Origin of the sequence: Streptococcus lactarius, from assembly GCF_016642265.1 — a bacterium.
GTDB classification, from domain to species: domain Bacteria; phylum Bacillota; class Bacilli; order Lactobacillales; family Streptococcaceae; genus Streptococcus; species Streptococcus lactarius.
This window is the reverse complement of the sequence record NZ_MRXX01000002.1, coordinates 33,166-49,240: the sequence shown is the minus strand read 5'-3', so window position 1 is coordinate 49,240 and position 16,075 is coordinate 33,166. Positions and strand designations below refer to the sequence as shown.

Sequence of the window (16,075 nt, the reverse complement as noted above, 5' to 3'; positions counted from 1 at the left end):
AGGGGGCTGATAAACATCAGTTGTTCGTCGGCGTCTTATTTACGACGTCCTGGACGTTCCTTGTAACCATAGTATGCATCTTCGATGATTTCTTGCATATGGTCTACCATTGGAAGACGTGGGTTAGCTGGTGAACATTGATCTTCATAAGCAAGGAAGGCCAATTCACGAGAATGTTTCTTCCATTCTTTTTCATCGATTCCTTGTGCCTTGAAGTTCATTTGGATACCACAGCGTTCACCAAGTTCATATACAGCCTTAGCATATGCTTCAACAGCTTCTTCTGGTGTAGAGCATGGAAGTCCAAGCATACGAGCGATATCTTGGTATTTTTCATCTGCACGGTAGTAGTTGTACTTAGGCCATGTCGCAGTTTTAGCTGGGCGTGTACCGTTGTAGCGGATCACATATGGAAGCAAGATGGCATTGGTCCGTCCGTGAATGGTGTGGAATTGCGCACCAATCTTGTGGGCCATGGAGTGAGAAATACCGAGGAAGGCATTGGCGAAGGCCATACCTGCGATCGTAGAGGCATTGTGCATCTTTTCGCGAGCATCATAGTTAGCTGTTTTCACAGATTCTTCCAAGTTTTCAAAGACCAGTTTAATAGCTTGAAGGGCAAGACCATCGGTAAAGTCGCTAGCCATTTGAGAGACGTAAGCTTCTGTCGCGTGGGTCAAGACGTCCATACCAGTGTCTGCTGCAACCGATCCTGGAACAGTCAAGACAAGAGATGGGTCCACAATCGCCACTGTTGGTGTCAATGAGTAGTCAGCGATTGGGTATTTGCGGTTATTGGCTTTATCAGAGATAACGGCAAATGGAGTAACTTCTGATCCAGTACCAGATGTTGTTGGGATGGCGATGAATTTTGTCTTCTTACCAAGCAATGGGAATTTGAAGGCACGTTTACGGATATCCATGAATTTTTGAACCAAATCGTGGAAGTCCACTTCTGGTTGTTCATAGAAGAGCCACATGACTTTGGCCGCATCCATTGGAGAACCACCACCAAGAGCAATGATCGTATCTGGCTTGAAGGTCCGCATGATATCGGTACCACGTTCAACAGTTGTGATATCTGGATCTGGTTCAACGTCCGCAAAGATTTGGTAAACTACTTTGTTGCGACGAAGGTCTAATTGTTCAATAATGCGATCCAAGAAACCAAGTTCTACCATCGCATGGTCTGTCACGATCATGACACGTTCTACATCACGACATTTTTGTAAGTATTCAATTGATCCACGTTCGAAGTATGTCTTCGAAGGAAGTTTCATCCATTGCATGTTATTTCTCCGGCGTCCGACTTTTTTGATATTCAAGAGGTTTACTGCGCTTACGTTATCACCGACTGAGTTGTGCCCATATGAACCACAACCAAGAGTCAATGATGGCAAGAAGGCATTGTATACGTCCCCGATACCACCAAAAGTAGAAGGAGAGTTCCAGATCACACGGATGGCTTTGACTGATTTCCCAAATTCTTTAGCCAGATCAGCATCTGCAGTATGGATGGCAGCAGAGTGACCCAGACCATTGAATTCAACCATTTGACGAGCTTTGTCAATTCCATCTTCACGGCTGTCTGCTTTCAAGACAGCGATGACTGGAGACAATTTTTCACGAGTCAATGGTTCTTTTGGACCAACTTCTTTCACTTCTGCAGCAAGGATATTGGTACCTTCTGGGACAGAGAAGCCAGCTTGTTCAGCGATCCATGCTGCTGGTTTCCCAACGATGTCCGCATTCAATTTCGCACCCGCACAGTTCTTACTGTTGGCTTTGACACCGAAGCAGAACTCTTCAAGGAGGGCTTTTTCTTTTTTGTTGACAAAGTAAGTGTGGTAAGATTTGAATTCTTCTACAAACTCATCGTAGATTTCTTTATCGATGATGACCGCTTGTTCAGATGCACAAACCATTCCGTTGTCAAATGACTTAGACATGACGATATCGTGGGCTGCTTGACGGATGTTGGCTGTTTTTTCAACATAAGCAGGTACGTTTCCAGCACCTACCCCAAGAGCTGGTTTCCCGCAAGAATAGGCAGCTTTCACCATGGCATTCCCACCGGTCGCAAGGATAGTCGCAATTCCTTCGTGGTTCATCAGCGCACTGGTTGCTTCCATAGAAGGTTGGGTAATCCATTGCACACAGTTTTCAGGTGCTCCTGCTTTGATCGCTGCATCGCGTACGATTTGAGCCGCATGAGCAGATGATTCTTGAGCAGATGGGTGGAAGGCAAAGATGATTGGGTTGCGAGTCTTCAATGAGATCAAGGCTTTGAAGATCGCTGTAGAAGTTGGGTTAGTGGTTGGAGTGATCCCGCAGATCACACCGACTGGTTCTGCAATCAAGGTCAATCCTGTCACATCATCGTCATCGATGATACCAACTGTTTTCGTATGACGCATGTTGTTGACCACGTGTTCACAGGCAAACAAGTTCTTAGTTGCCTTATCTTCAAAGACACCACGACCGGTTTCTTCATATGCATGAAGAGCCAATTCTCCGTGAGCATCAAGAGCTGCTACAGATGCTTTTGCAACGATATAGTCCACTTGCTCTTGCGTCAATTTACGCATTTCTTCTAATGCAACAAGGCCCTTTTGGACCAACTCGTCAACGTGCTTTTCAGCGGCGAGTTTCTTTTCTTCAGGGGTAAGTGATTTTTTATCAGCCATTTGATGGTTTCCTCCGAATTGTTCAAAAGAAAGTTGTTTTCATGTTTTCAGTAAACGCTCAAACCTTTTACCCAGTCTTTCTTTTGTTAATTATTTCACAATATTATTCTACTCTATTTTGAGCTTTTTGTAAACACTTCCAAGCAATTTTCACAAAGATTTTTTCTAATTTTGTGAATCTTTTTTCAAACCACTCTGGCAGAGGGGTTTGGAGTCAGCACTTTGTGAAGGAATTCGTTAAAAAATTTTTTCTTCACAAAGAGAGATTTTCACTCCGTTTTTGTAAGCGTTTTCTTTATCTTACTAAAAAAAGTAACTTTTTACAAGTATAAAGTTGCTTTAGAAGGTAGACAAACTACTTTTGTAAAAAATAAAGATGAGTCCTAATTTTAAGAATGAATCAAGAAAATACCGAAACTTTCCGATGTGAGAAAAGTGCCTGAAACAATACAGTTTCAGGCACTCGGAATTTTTGAGACCTTAGGCTCAAAAATTAGTCATGGAACTTCATAGAAGTTCGCTGACGTCCGTACTCACCTAAGGAAAGTTTTTAATATGAATTTGTCTTTCTTTTTCCAAAAATCTAGACTACTTCTTAACAGGGCCTTTTTCAGCTTTGTCAAGGGCTTCTTTGACTGTCTGAGCGTAGAGCTCTCCACCATTGGTTTCCATATTAAAGTGTACAGAGTCTGTTCCCACCCAAATATTTGGATTTTCCACGGCTACTTGATACCAGTCTGCAATGGTGATAAAGTCATATTTCTTAGCCAATTCCAACTCATAGAGACGGGTTTGGACCGACTCACTTGACTGATCACTCGCATACCGTCCATCGTATGGTGTCACTAAAATCAAGCGACGACCTTTTGGCAACTTTTCAACATACTGATCTAGCAATTGTTTGTAGTTGCTGACTGTATTGGTTCCGAGGGCAATGACAACGTTTTTCAGGAGAACTTTATTGGAGATATCTGTTTCAAAGACCTTCATCCCATTTTCCAACTGACGGCTCACTACCGCATCGATCTGGATGCCAGGGATCGCTTTTATTAGATAATCTTGTGCCCGCAAATTGACCGAATCCCCGATCATGGTCACCCCATTTGAAACGTTGTAATCTGTCGCCGTCGCATTGTCCACCTGGGTCCGTGTGACCTGCATTTTATTATTAGCTTGATTGAGCCCGCTGGCAACCAGACTCTCATCGAAGGCTCCAACCGTTGGCGCAAAAGCTGAAATCCCAACCATCAGTAAGGCCAATGGGATCATGAGATAAAAGACCGGTTTGGTCAAAAAGCTGAGATCCATCTTCATGCCAAAGACGCGTGGTTCCTTTCCTGCAATCGTAGGCTCTAAGACGTAGAAGGAAAGAGCTGTCAAGGTCAAAGACAAGATGGTGGTGACAATCGCTGCCATCATGGTGCCCAAATGTTGAGAGAAGATGATGAAGAAAGGCCAGTGAAAGAGGTAAACACCATAACTAGTATCCGCAAAGAAGTTGAGGATAGCCGGTTCTTTTTTATTTGGCGTCTTTTCATGAAGAATACGAGCTGCAAGAATCATGACCGCGGCAGCAATGGTTGCAGCTAAAAATCCAAAGAGATAGGTCCACAAGCTATCAAACGGCAAGAAAAGACTGAGCACGAATAAGAAGGCAAAGCTTCCTCCCAAGACTGATACCGTCTTTTTCATACTCCATGATTGCACCAGCTTAGTGAAGTTCGGGCTGACATTGGAAATCCCTGTCACCGTTGCTAAGCAAGATCCCACAAAGAAGGGGAAAATGTGGGTGAAGCTAGAGAAGTAAATTGTTGAAAAGTTTGCTGTTAAAAAGGCTCGTATAAACATGGACAAGAAGGTAAAGAGAAAGAGTCCACTAGAGGCCAAAAAGAGCATGCCACGATAGGCCCCAACCGTCTTTGCCCGCTTAGCCAAAAACCATGCTAGAAGCGCCCAGAGCACATAGTAATGCACTTCTAAAGCCAAACTCCAGGTATGAAGGAAGAGGTGGGGAATGAAGTTGCTTTCATAACTACCACCCGTTGCCATTTCAAAGAAATTGGTCACAAAGCCAAAGACTGCCGCAATTTGGGTCCCGATTCCAGCCACATAGTCCCGTTGCACCATAAAGGTAAAGGGCATCACGACCAAAACCATAAAGACCAAAGGCGGAACAATCCGATAGAAACGGCGTTTCAAAAAGGCTAGATAGTCAATCTCTTGTTTGCGCACAAATTCATCGATCAAGAGGGCTGTGATCAAAAATCCTGAAAAAGTGAAGAAAATATCCACCCCGATAAAGCCTCCAGGAAAGGCTTTCTGGAAGAAATGGTAAAGCAATACTAGTAAGAGTCCTGTGACACGGACCAGTGAAAACCATTTAATGCGCATTTTGATAAATCCCCTGCTTGAATGTTCCTTTGTAAACGACATTGGCTTCTGTTGTCAACGTCCCTTTGCCTTCTGGCTGCCCATTGACAAAGTGGCCTTCATAGGTCCACCCAGCCTTGGCCTTGAACTTGCCCTGACCACTGAAAGCACCATTAACAAAGTTGCCTGTATAAGTATCCCCATTTTTGAAGGTGACAGTTCCTTTGCCGTTCATCTTCCCACGAACTAAAGTCCCGTCATAGCGGATTGCTCCCTTATCCAAGGTTAAAACACCTTGACCTGGAATGGCCGAAACGAAGACCATCAAGGCCGATAGGATGATGACGACCAAGGCGACGATTTCTAAATTTTTTCTTGTCAGATAGACCTTATAGGTCTCATAAAATTCTTTCATATTCTGTATTCTCTCAACGATCAAACTCTTCGGTCCTTGCTAGCTGGTCCAACCAGGCCTCGCATCCAGCCAAAACCCTGCGGTAGGTATCATCAAAATCACCCGTATACCAAGGGTCTGGGACACTTTCACTTGCAAACAAATGGATCTTGTGTTCGGTTCCTGCAGGAGCCATTTGCTTGAGATCTGCCACATTATTTTCATCCATCCCAAGGATCAGATCAAAGTCATAAAAATCCTTATCCTTGATCTGTAAGGAAGTCTTGGTTAGATCATAAGAAACCTGGTGTTTCTGAAAGATTTTCTGGGTTCCCTGATGGATCGGATTGCCATGTTCCCAGTTGGAAGTTGCTCGACTTTCAATCTGATACTGATCGGTTAAGTTCTTCATGACAAACTCTGCCATGGGACTTCGACAAATATTTCCTAAGCAGACAAAAACGATTTGTTTCATGGCAACACCCAACTCCTTGTTTGAATTTTCAACCCTGCAAGACCTTTGCGCTTTCCCAAGGGAAACTCGCACACTATGACTATTATAACAAAAATATGACAGAAAGATGACAAAGGCGCCCTATCATTTTAAAGAAAAATCAGATGTTCTGCTCCAATCTGATCTTTTTCTCTATTTTGGAAAACGAACCTCTAATTGAGACCATTTCCTCTGCCAATTTTTCTTTTTCATGCGTTCCGTATAAACCGCCAAACGCTCTGGGCTGGCTAAAAAATGTGGTGTCGGCTGAACGATGAAGTCTTCGATGTCCCTGGTTCCATAGGGGAGAAAAAGTTCCAACTGACCATCTTTCCTTAGGCGAACCGCAAGAGCCGTACACTGTTCGGGGTATTTGGAAACTGCATCACAAGCACTCGTGTAGGGAGCTGTCCCTGGGCTATGTTGATGCATGTAGACTTGATTTTTGACTTCCCAAGCGTACTGGGGAAACTTTTTCTTCAGCTCCTGCTCAATCTGCTGCGTCTCCTCATAGCTAATCGCAGGATCATAAAAGACCAGGTCCATATCGGTTGTCGCATCAAACCCTGGTCTTCCAGAGAGCAGGTTCCAGATGAAATTGCGCACTGCGCCCGCTGCCAGCCAAGCATCTGCCAAGTTGAGATCTCGAATAATGGCCAAGACCGCCATCATCTCCGGATCCGCTTGGATTTGTTCTACTATCGTTTCTTCTGTCATCATCTTTTGCTAGTCTCCATTATAGGGATAGCCTAGGTGTTCATAGGCCTTGCGAGTTGCCACGCGCCCAGTCCGGGTCCGCATGATAAAGCCTTTTTGGATCAAGTAAGGCTCATACATATCTTCTACCGTCTCGCGTTCTTCAGCAATATTGACCGATAGAGTCCCAAGTCCGACCGGTCCACCCCCATACATCTCGATCATGGTGCGCAGAATCTTTTGGTCGATATAATCTAATCCTTCATTGTCCACATCCAGCATGGAAAGGGCTTTATCCGTAATGGTATCATCAATCAAGCCATCGCCCATAATCTGGGCAAAATCGCGTACCCGTTTGAGCAAGCGATTGGCAATCCGAGGAGTCCCACGACTACGAAGAGAAAGCTCTTCAGCAGCTTCGTGGGTGATCTCCATCTCAAAGATATCGGCCGTCCGCTCGATGATCTCTGTCAGATCATCTTGCTCGTAATATTCCATGTGCCCAGTGATCCCAAAGCGAGCACGCAAGGGATTGGACAGCATCCCAGCTCGGGTCGTTGCCCCAATCAGGGTGAAGGGAGGCAACTCCAGATGGACACTGCGGCTGCTCTCACCAGCACCAATCATGATGTCGATATAAAAATCTTCCATAGCGCTGTAAAGCACTTCTTCAACCGACATAGGTAAGCGGTGGATCTCATCGATAAAGAGAACATCACCTGGCTCCAGGTCATTGAGGATGGCTACCAAGTCACCAGCTTTTTCAATGACAGGACCTGAAGTCTGCTTGAGGTTAACGCCTAGCTCATTGGCAATGACAAAGGCCATGGTGGTCTTCCCCAATCCTGGAGGACCAAAAAGAAGGACATGATCCAGCGCTTCATCCCGAAGCTTGGCCGCCTCAATAAAGATTTTCAGCTGGTCCTTGACCTTGTCTTGCCCAATATATTCCTGTAAATATTGCGGGCGTAAGGTCCGTTCAACAGCTTCCTCATCGCTCATGATTTCGTTATCTAAAATTCTACTCATACACACTATTATAGCAAAAAATGCCAATAGATCCGAGGATAAGCTGACAAATATTTCAAATGAAAATAGAAATAATTTTCCAATGGAAAACCTGCTATTTTCTAGACCGTAATTCTCATTGGTGTTCGTTAGAAAAAGTTGAAAGATCGGCACTCGTTGCTAACCTTTCTTTTTAAGGAAAGTACCTAATTAGGCTTGGTGCGATGAAATAGGTTTAGTAATAGTTACATGACGCAGTGGTTGATTTCGATCTTATAGCTCCAAAGAATACCTAATCAACTGTGCGGGGGTGAGACAATTGAAAAGGTTTGGGGAACCTTTTCAACCTAAGCCAAAAAATAAGGAAGCGAAGCAATTTTAAAAAATTTTTCTGTCTCACTCCCAGAAAAAAAGGCCACCGGTTTTGGTGGCCTCTATAGGGAGATTATTATGAAAAAGTTTTAGGAGTTTTATCATTCAAAGTTAGGAGGTCTTTGATGATGGTATTAGTATACGACAGGAAGCTTAAAGTTTCCTTATCTTCATTTTAAAAATACATTCTTTTTTAGAAGAAGGCAAAGTGTGGCGGTTATCCACTTCTCCGTCCTAAAAACTTCTTCTGTTCGTTTCAACTTTTTTGTGTCTTCACAAGGGCATGGTAGCGGGTCTTGCTGGTAAAGATTTGACCTGCTCTCAGGATAACCTTCTCTGCTTCTTCACTATGAATAGCATCTGGCACGGTTTGAAATTCAAGAGCCAGGCCATTGTGCTGCACCATCGGTTTTCCATCAAGATGCACGCTCTCGTCTACAAAATTGGCTGAATAAACGACCAAGGTCGGTGCTTCTGACTGGAATGCTAAAAAGCGACCACTTGGCTGATGATAGAGGAAGCCTGCCTGTTCCTGATTTGGCGCTAGAGCAAAAGGATGGTCCAGACCTTCTACCAAACGGATTTGCGGATCCGAATCTTGAAAGAGATCCGCTAGTCGCATCGCTTGAGAAAGATAGTTGACAAGAGGGCTGTCTTTCTCAATGGTTTGCAAAGGAACTCCGTCTGACCGAATCGGGTAAAGCCCCTGATGATTGATCTGAAAGACATGGTCATCAATTGGCTGTGTAAAGTTTCCAGACAAGTTGAAATAGCTGTGATTGGTTGGATTAACCAAGGTATCTTGATCTGTTTCCACTCGGTAAGCAATCTCAAGCGCTCCTTCCTCACTCAAGCCATAGGTCACCCAAACCTTGAGATTCCCTGGGAAGCCACCCGTCCCATCTGCACGCTCCGTATAAAGAGTCAGACCGTGATCCGTGACGGACTCTACCTGAAACAAGGCACTGTCCCAACCAGTTGATCCACTGTGGTTGCAGTTATGCTCATTATTCTTTTCCAGGTTGTAAGTTTGACCATTGAGCTCAAAACTTGCCCCCGCAATCCGGCCCGCGACAGGGCCAATGCTAGCCCCATACTTCGGACTATTTCCCACATAATCCTCAAAACGGTCAAAGCCTAAGACAACATTTGTAAAGTGACCTTCCTGATCTGGTGTCACATACTCTAAAATTGTTGCTCCATAGGTCATGACACGCAATTGGTAGCCTTGCTCATTTTCAAAGCGATAAGCCAGCACCTCCTGATTCTGCCATTTCCCAAATACAGCTACTTGATACGATTTCATAGAACTCCTCCTCTCGCTCTTCGTTTTCATTTCCTTTTACACCACCGTTTATTGGAAAGGATGGATGATCACTCCTTGTACAACCCGGTTGACCGTTCCTGTTGGTGACGGCGTATCTGGGCGATTGTTCACCTTGAGCGAAGTCAAAAGAGAAATCAATTGGCCGTAGAGGATATAAGGGAAGGCGCGATAAATATCGAGTGAGTTCTCCGAAGCTTCTACTAAGACTTCCCGTACATGATCGATTTCAGACGCTTGATCTGTCAAAAGGACGACTTGACGCGCAATCCGATCCCCTGCCACTTCTCGTACCAAGTCTAAATCATACTGACGCGTATAATGATCGATAGATCCAAAGACCAAGACCAGAGTCTGCTCATTGATGAGAGATTTCGGACCGTGACGGAAACCAACAGGACTCTCGTACATGGTCGCAATCTTTCCTGCTGTTAATTCTAAAATCTTGAGTTGCGCTTCGTGCGCTAGTCCAAAGAAAGGCCCTGCCCCCAGATAGATTACACGCTCAAAGTCTAAATCTACAACCTCCTTGACTACTTGACCACTGGCTAGTACCTGTTCAGACAGACGAATCAACTCCTCAACCCGTTTTTCCTTGTTTTCTTCCTCACTCGGATCAAAGACCAAGAGGGCTGTCAAAAGCATAGAGGTAAAGCTGGAAGTCATGGCAAAGCCTGCATCATTGGTTTCTTTTGGTTGTAGAAGTAAGAGATTGCGCTCATCCCCGTGTGCCTGGAGGGCTAATTTCCCTTCCTCTGCACAGGTGATGGTGATTTGGTACAGATCCTCCACCAAGTCTTTGGCTAAGTCTACTGTCGCAACACTTTCTGGGGAATTGCCACTTCGGGCAAACGAAACCAGAACCGTTGGAACCTCTTTTTTCAAATAGGTTTGAGGATGGGCCACAATATCTGTTGTCGCAATGGATTGGAAATTCCAGTGGCGTTCATCGTGCACTTCCTGCAAATACGGAACCAAGGTATCCCCCACGTAAGCAGAGGTTCCAGCTCCAGTTAAGATAACCTTAATGTAGTCATGTTGCTTGCCAATTTTTGTTAAAAAAGCTTGGATTTCTGCTTTTCGTTCTTGGTATAAGCGGGCTGTTTCTCTCCAAACCCTTGGTTGTTGGTAGATCTCACGCGTTGTGATCTCTGCTCCTAGCTCCTGCAAGTCTTCTTTTGTATAGTCTAACATAGCGAGTTGTATTCCTTTCTACATTCTTTTTCAGTACATGGGAAAGGAGCCTGAGATACTTCTCCCAGACTCCCCTACCAACCTACTCGTCTTCATCATCATCAAGGTTTGACAAGAGGTCATTGACCTTGACAATGCTTTCTTTCGCACGTTCCGGATAGTTGCCCTCACTACCAATCAGACTGCTATTGATGAATTCAATCACCATCGGAAGATTCATCCCAGCATACAAGTCAATGGCGCGGCCTTCAAGGATCAAACGACTCACCGTGTTGCAAGGCGTCCCTCCCAGGAGGTCTGCAAAAACCACGTAATCGTCTACTCCCTCAACAGCTGCTTCAAATTTGGCTGTAAAATCTTCCGGACCTTCTTCTGGTAAGAGCGCAACCGTATGGATGTTTTCTTGTGGCCCCATAATCATCTCTGTGCTCGCTTTAAGCTCTTCACAGAAGCGACCATGGCTGACCAATACTAACTGTTTTGCCATACCTTACTCCATTATGCCATTCCAAAGAAGAAGTGGCCAAATGCTGAGAATGCGATTGCTGCAAGGATGATGAGCAAGATAGCTTTTGTAGAGTTCATACCTTTACGTCCAAGCAACCAGTAGATCACACCTGTGATGATAGCTGGTACCAAGCGTGGGAAGATCAAATTAAGCATGTCTTGGACATCGATGGCTTTTTTCCCGATGTGTGGAGCCCAAGAAACTTCAACACCAATCATGCTAGCAATCAAGGCACCGACCATGAAGATACCCAGAACGGCAGCTGCATCAATCAAAGCTGTCAAGGTACTTTGCATGTTGTTGATGAGGTTAACCCCTTCTTTATAGGCAAATTCCAATTGTTTCCAACGGAAAATGTCATAAGCAACTGCCACAGCGATCCATAAGAAGATACCGGCTGGGTTCCCTGCAACAGCCAAAGTTGCTGCGATTGAACCCATAATAGCTGGAACCAAGGAACCAAAGATTGAGTCCCCAAGAGGGGCGAATGGTCCCATGAGACCTGTCTTGATCCCGTTAACAGCGTCTTTTGATTTCACACCATCTTTTTCTTCCATTGCAAGGTCAAAACCGGCAATAATGGTGTGGAAGAATGGAGAAGTATTGAAGAATTGAGTATGAACTTTCATCATTTCCTTCAATTCAGGAGTGCCATCTCCATACATTTTCCGCAATTGTGGTAACAGCATGTATAGGTAACCAGAAGCCTGCATCCGTTCGTAGTTCCAACCCAATTGGAAGGTGAAGAGGCTCCGTTTGTTGATTTGTTTGAAATCCTCTTTAGTGAGTTTGTAGTTCTTAGAATTCGTCATCTTCAATTTCCCCGCTTTCTACATTGCTTGCTGGAGCAGCTACAACCGTACGTTGGCTGTTTTTAAAGTGTTGCACTGCAAGGAAGATACCAATGATGGCAACTCCAATCATAGATACACTCTTGAAGTTGTTAACAAAAGTGATAGCTTGTTCTTTTGGAAGTTTTGCAAAAACATCTGTTCCAAGCATTGCTGAAACGGCATTACCAACACTTTGAACATTGCTATAAAGCACTGTCAACATTGCTGTTAGGCCAAAGCCAAGTGCTAAGTAGTGAAGGTTACGACGAACAGGAAGGTAACGAAGCAAGATCGCAAATCCAAGACCTGGAAGCATTTGACCTGCAAGTTTCAGACCGTTTGCCAACCATTGTACATTAGCAAGACCTGTGACAACAGTTTCTACGAAAGATCCACCATAAGCAAGCGCGAAGAAAACTGGGAGAGCTCGAGAAAGAGCCCAAGGAATCGCTCCAAGAAGGTAGTTGCGTTCGATACCTTTGTAGTCAAAGCGGTTGATTGCAGCGTCTACACGGTGAGCGAAGTAAGTTGTAGTCATACGACCAAGAATATCAAAGTAGGTCAACAAAGTCGCTACCGGCACAGCAATTGTAGCAATAGCAATCTCTGGATCAATCCCTTTTGCTACGGAGAAGGCAGTCGCAAGAACGGCACCAGAGGTAGCGTCAATACGAGAAGCACCACCGAAAGTACCTACACCAAGCACGGTCAATTGAAGCGAAGCCCCGATAAAGAGACCTGTCTTTAAATCTCCCATGATCAAGCCGGTAATGAAACCAGCAAAGACTGGCGAACCTGCTGATGAAACGATTGTCAACTCATCACAGATTTGATAAGCTGAGTACAAAGTAAGTAGTAAAATTTGCCACCATTGTATCATGACAATTTCCTCCTAAAAATTTTTCTTTTATTTTAATAACTTCATAAAATCTTCTGCTGTGTCATTTGGCACCATTTGAGAAGTAATGCGAACCCCTTTTTCGTGGATCTTGTGGAAAGCTTCCACGTCAGCATCCACAACATTGATGGAGCGTGTAATGGCGCGTGTCTCATCAGATTGAGACATGTTGCCGACATTGAGTGTTTCGATCTGTACACCCGCTTCAATCAAGCGAAGGTAACGATCTGGCTTGCGAGCTACGATAAAGAGTCGTTGGCTATCATATTTCCCAGCCAAGATGTTTTCCGCAGCCTTTGCGACTGGCAAGATACTGAGCTTGACACCAGGTGGTGTCGCTAGTTTCAAGCCACTTTTTTCGATATCATTTTGAGCGACTTCATCATCGATCACCATGATACGCGAAACATTGAGCTTGGTAGTCCACAGATTGGCTACCTGTCCATGGATCAAGCGTCCATCGATACGGCATCCTACAATTGTCATAAGTTTTCCCCCTTTATTGTCAAAAATGTAGGTTGTTGAACAAGTTGAAGTGTCTCTTGATAGCGTCCTTCTGTCTCAAAGACGATAATGGTGTTGTCGCCTTCTTTGAGGAAACCATGAGGCACATAGAGTGAGGTGGTCGGTCCGACCTCCCAGAAACGCCCAAGATTGTGGCCATTGACAAAGACAGCACCTTTTCCATATCCCATCATATCAATATAGGTATCATAGACACAATCCAACCGAAAATCAAAACGGTAAAAGGCTGGTGCGTTTTCCTGCCATTCCTTTGAAAAATCCAACCGACTCAGGTCTTGTAGTTCGAGTGGGTACTGTTTCCACTGAAGGTGGAAATGCAAATCCACACAAACTCCCGTACGAATCCCCTTGCGCTGGCTATCAGCTAGGAGTTTATGACCATAGTTGACACGTCCCATATTCTCAAGAAGAATCTTGAGATTGACAGACTCTTTCTCGTCCCCTGCGATCAACAAATCCTTACCGATCTCTGTCTGGTATTGCGTTGCCAGATGACGATCATTCACGTACACCTGCGCCCGATCTCGACCATCGATGATCCGGAGTCGTTCCTCCGGTGCATCCATTTCAACATCTGTCTCATACAAGAGATAGCCGGTATGTTGACCCAGCTCTTCCATCCGTTTTGGGTAGAGGCTTGTCTCAACCTGGGCTATGTTGTGCACATTGGCAAAGAGGCTAGTCTTAGCTGTTAGTGATAAGGTTCGTGCTGGCAAGCACTCCTTGATGAGCGGTTCTTCTTGAGGATATTGCGGATAATAGGTCGCCATCATCTTTTGAATAGCGTAGTACTTCTCCGTTGGATTCCCCTGCTCATTAAGCAAAGCTCCATAATCATAAGACGTTACCTGTGGCAAATCAAGTGTCCCTCGAGCAGAGCAACCATTCATGAAACCAAAATTGGTGCCACCGTGAAACATGTAGAGATTGATCGAGCCAAGCTCTAGAACCTCATGCACGGCTTCTGCCAACTCCTCAGGATCTCGATGAATCACCGGTTCCTTCCAACGAGTAAACCAGCCATCCCAAAATTCCATGCACATCAAGGGCCATTTCTTCCCATGCTCATCAAAGAATTCCTGCATCTGAGCAAAATTATAGCTGGCCTTGGAGCCAAAATTCCCTGTCACAAAGACATCGTCCTCAATCAAGGTTCCTGCTCTGAGCGTTGCCCGCCATGGACCATCTGAGGTGAAGAGTGGACAGGTCACACCTTTTTCTTTCATCAGATCGCGAACCGCCCGAAGATAGGTCTTGTCTTCTCCGTAAGAGCCATATTCATTTTCCACCTGCATCATGAGGATCGGGCCACCCTGATCCACCTGGTAGCGAGTCAATATCCCTAGCAAGCGATCATAATAATGACTGACAGCTTCGATAAAAGCTGGATCAGATGAGCGAATCCGCATATTCTCTTCCAAGAGCCAGGCTGGCAATCCGCCAAATTCCCACTCTGCACAGATAAAAGGCGATGGCCTTACGATCATATAGAGTCCTAGAGATTGAGCAGTTTGGATGAAACGCTCTATATCCAGCCGACCACTAAAATCAAACTGCCCCTTGTGCGGTTCATGGGCATTCCACGGAACATAGGTCTCAACCGTGTTAAAGCCCAAAGCCTTTAGATTGAATAAAGAATGGTACCAATCATCTGGGTCAATTCGGAAATAATGGATCGCTCCTGATAAAATCTTGAAGGGTTGACCGTTTAAATAGAAAGCATCTCGGATCTCAAATATTCCCATAAACTGCCCCCTTTCTAGTATGTAACCCTTTTCATTTATTAATATAATAAATTTTTTTAAAAATGTCAACACTTTTAAAAAAAATATGTTAAAATAAGGTTAATAAGAGAAATGTAAAGAGAGGTAGCTACTATGGCAATTCCGAAGTATCAGTACATTAAAGATGATCTGAAGCAGCAAATCATTTCAGGAAAATTTGAAAACGGAGATAAATTTTATACCGAGGCTGAACTCATTAAAATTTATGATGTCAGCTCGATCACCGTTGTCCGTGCTTTGAATGACCTCGCTGCTGATGGCTACATTGTCCGCCAGCAAGGAAAAGGGACTTTCGTTTCTCGCGCTCGAAAACACAAACTCGTTGAATTTTCAGACGTTGAAACCTTTCCTATCCAAAAAGCAACTGTCAAAGTTCTCTCGATCAAACGTGGAAATACCCTGGGCATCCTAGAAAAACTTGGACTCAACCCAACGCAGTTCTACTACAAGATTGAACGGGTTCGTAAGACCGGAAACGACACCTATATCTTCCACCAAACCTATATTCCTGAACAATACATCAATCCAAATTATCCAAATTTGGAATACTACAGTTCTATCTATGATCGCTTCAAAGAAGATTACCATATCCATATGAATGACGAACACTTTGAAGAAGTGAATGAGATCGTCTTTCCTACACCTAGCAAGGTCGCTAAAGTATTGGAAATCGACGAAAACTTCCCAACGGTCAAACAGGTGAAAATTACAAAATTAGAAGCCACAGGCCAAATCATCGAGTACACCGAGACATATAAGCGCGGGGACTACTACAAGATCAAATTTATCTCCTGCGACCGCGATCACTAAGAACGAAAAAGGCTGAGACATCTCGGTCTTTTTTATACAAACATTATAGCACTTTTAAATTTGTTTTAAAAGATAAAAATGTAACTATTTATAATTAGTGACAATTCCCTCGGAGGAAGTGTGTTCGAGATGGAGCAAAGAGAATGGGACAGAAATCGGCCATTCGTTAGAATTCGATT

14 protein-coding genes are annotated in these 16,075 nt (G+C 44.3%); 1 reads left to right on the top strand and 13 read right to left on the bottom strand.

Annotated features, from left to right (window positions below; genetic code table 11):
• Positions 1 to 35: 35 nt before the first annotated feature.
• The 13 genes from adhE to BTU61_RS01845 all read right to left on the bottom strand — a co-directional run bounded on the left by adhE (position 36) and on the right by BTU61_RS01845 (position 15,047).
• Positions 36 to 2,687 carry a bifunctional acetaldehyde-CoA/alcohol dehydrogenase gene (gene adhE / locus BTU61_RS01905; protein ID WP_200772114.1) on the bottom strand — a complete coding sequence of 884 codons (2,652 nt, stop codon included), beginning with the start codon at positions 2,685 to 2,687 and terminating at the stop codon, positions 36 to 38.
• Positions 2,688 to 3,275: 588 nt separating this feature from the next.
• Entirely contained in the window at positions 3,276 to 5,078 is a 1,803-nt protein-coding gene (locus BTU61_RS01900; RefSeq protein ID WP_200772113.1) for an acyltransferase family protein, read from the bottom strand.
• Entirely contained in the window at positions 5,068 to 5,472 is a 405-nt protein-coding gene (locus BTU61_RS01895) for an MORN repeat-containing protein (RefSeq protein WP_187539518.1), read from the bottom strand. Before BTU61_RS01895 ends, BTU61_RS01900 begins: the two co-directional genes overlap by 11 nt.
• A 13-nt stretch (positions 5,473 to 5,485) precedes the next feature.
• Complete coding sequence (locus BTU61_RS01890) at positions 5,486 to 5,926, bottom strand: low molecular weight protein-tyrosine-phosphatase (RefSeq protein ID WP_200772112.1); 441 nt, start codon at positions 5,924 to 5,926, stop codon at positions 5,486 to 5,488.
• Between the two features lie 171 nt (positions 5,927 to 6,097).
• Positions 6,098 to 6,664: a nucleotidyltransferase family protein gene (locus BTU61_RS01885; protein ID WP_200772111.1), complete on the bottom strand. Its 567-nt coding sequence runs from the start codon at positions 6,662 to 6,664 to the stop codon at positions 6,098 to 6,100.
• Positions 6,665 to 6,670: 6 nt separating this feature from the next.
• Positions 6,671 to 7,669 carry a Holliday junction branch migration DNA helicase RuvB gene (gene ruvB / locus BTU61_RS01880; protein ID WP_200772110.1) on the bottom strand — a complete coding sequence of 333 codons (999 nt, stop codon included), beginning with the start codon at positions 7,667 to 7,669 and terminating at the stop codon, positions 6,671 to 6,673.
• A gap of 607 nt (positions 7,670 to 8,276) precedes the next feature.
• Complete coding sequence (locus tag BTU61_RS01875; protein ID WP_200772109.1) at positions 8,277 to 9,326, bottom strand: aldose epimerase family protein; 1,050 nt, start codon at positions 9,324 to 9,326, stop codon at positions 8,277 to 8,279.
• Positions 9,327 to 9,374: 48 nt separating this feature from the next.
• Positions 9,375 to 10,538, bottom strand: coding sequence for an SIS domain-containing protein (locus tag BTU61_RS01870; protein ID WP_200772108.1), 1,164 nt, complete (start codon positions 10,536 to 10,538; stop codon positions 9,375 to 9,377).
• Between the two features lie 82 nt (positions 10,539 to 10,620).
• Positions 10,621 to 11,025 (bottom strand): PTS sugar transporter subunit IIA, encoded by a 405-nt coding sequence (locus BTU61_RS01865; RefSeq protein ID WP_200772107.1) that lies wholly within the window; start codon positions 11,023 to 11,025, stop codon positions 10,621 to 10,623.
• A gap of 11 nt (positions 11,026 to 11,036) precedes the next feature.
• Entirely contained in the window at positions 11,037 to 11,858 is an 822-nt protein-coding gene (locus BTU61_RS01860; RefSeq protein WP_200772106.1) for a PTS system mannose/fructose/sorbose family transporter subunit IID, read from the bottom strand.
• Complete coding sequence (locus tag BTU61_RS01855) at positions 11,845 to 12,759, bottom strand: PTS mannose/fructose/sorbose/N-acetylgalactosamine transporter subunit IIC (protein ID WP_200772105.1); 915 nt, start codon at positions 12,757 to 12,759, stop codon at positions 11,845 to 11,847. Before BTU61_RS01855 ends, BTU61_RS01860 begins: the two co-directional genes overlap by 14 nt.
• 27 nt (positions 12,760 to 12,786) lie before the next feature.
• Complete coding sequence (locus BTU61_RS01850; RefSeq protein ID WP_200772104.1) at positions 12,787 to 13,263, bottom strand: PTS sugar transporter subunit IIB; 477 nt, start codon at positions 13,261 to 13,263, stop codon at positions 12,787 to 12,789.
• Positions 13,260 to 15,047 carry a glycoside hydrolase family 35 protein gene (locus tag BTU61_RS01845; protein WP_200772103.1) on the bottom strand — a complete coding sequence of 596 codons (1,788 nt, stop codon included), beginning with the start codon at positions 15,045 to 15,047 and terminating at the stop codon, positions 13,260 to 13,262. The genes BTU61_RS01850 and BTU61_RS01845 overlap by 4 nt, the downstream gene beginning before the upstream one ends.
• A 132-nt stretch (positions 15,048 to 15,179) precedes the next feature.
• On the opposite strand from BTU61_RS01845, the gene BTU61_RS01840 reads away from it, so the two are divergent.
• Positions 15,180 to 15,896 carry a GntR family transcriptional regulator gene (locus BTU61_RS01840; protein ID WP_200772102.1) on the top strand — a complete coding sequence of 239 codons (717 nt, stop codon included), beginning with the start codon at positions 15,180 to 15,182 and terminating at the stop codon, positions 15,894 to 15,896.
• Positions 15,897 to 16,075: the final 179 nt, after the last annotated feature.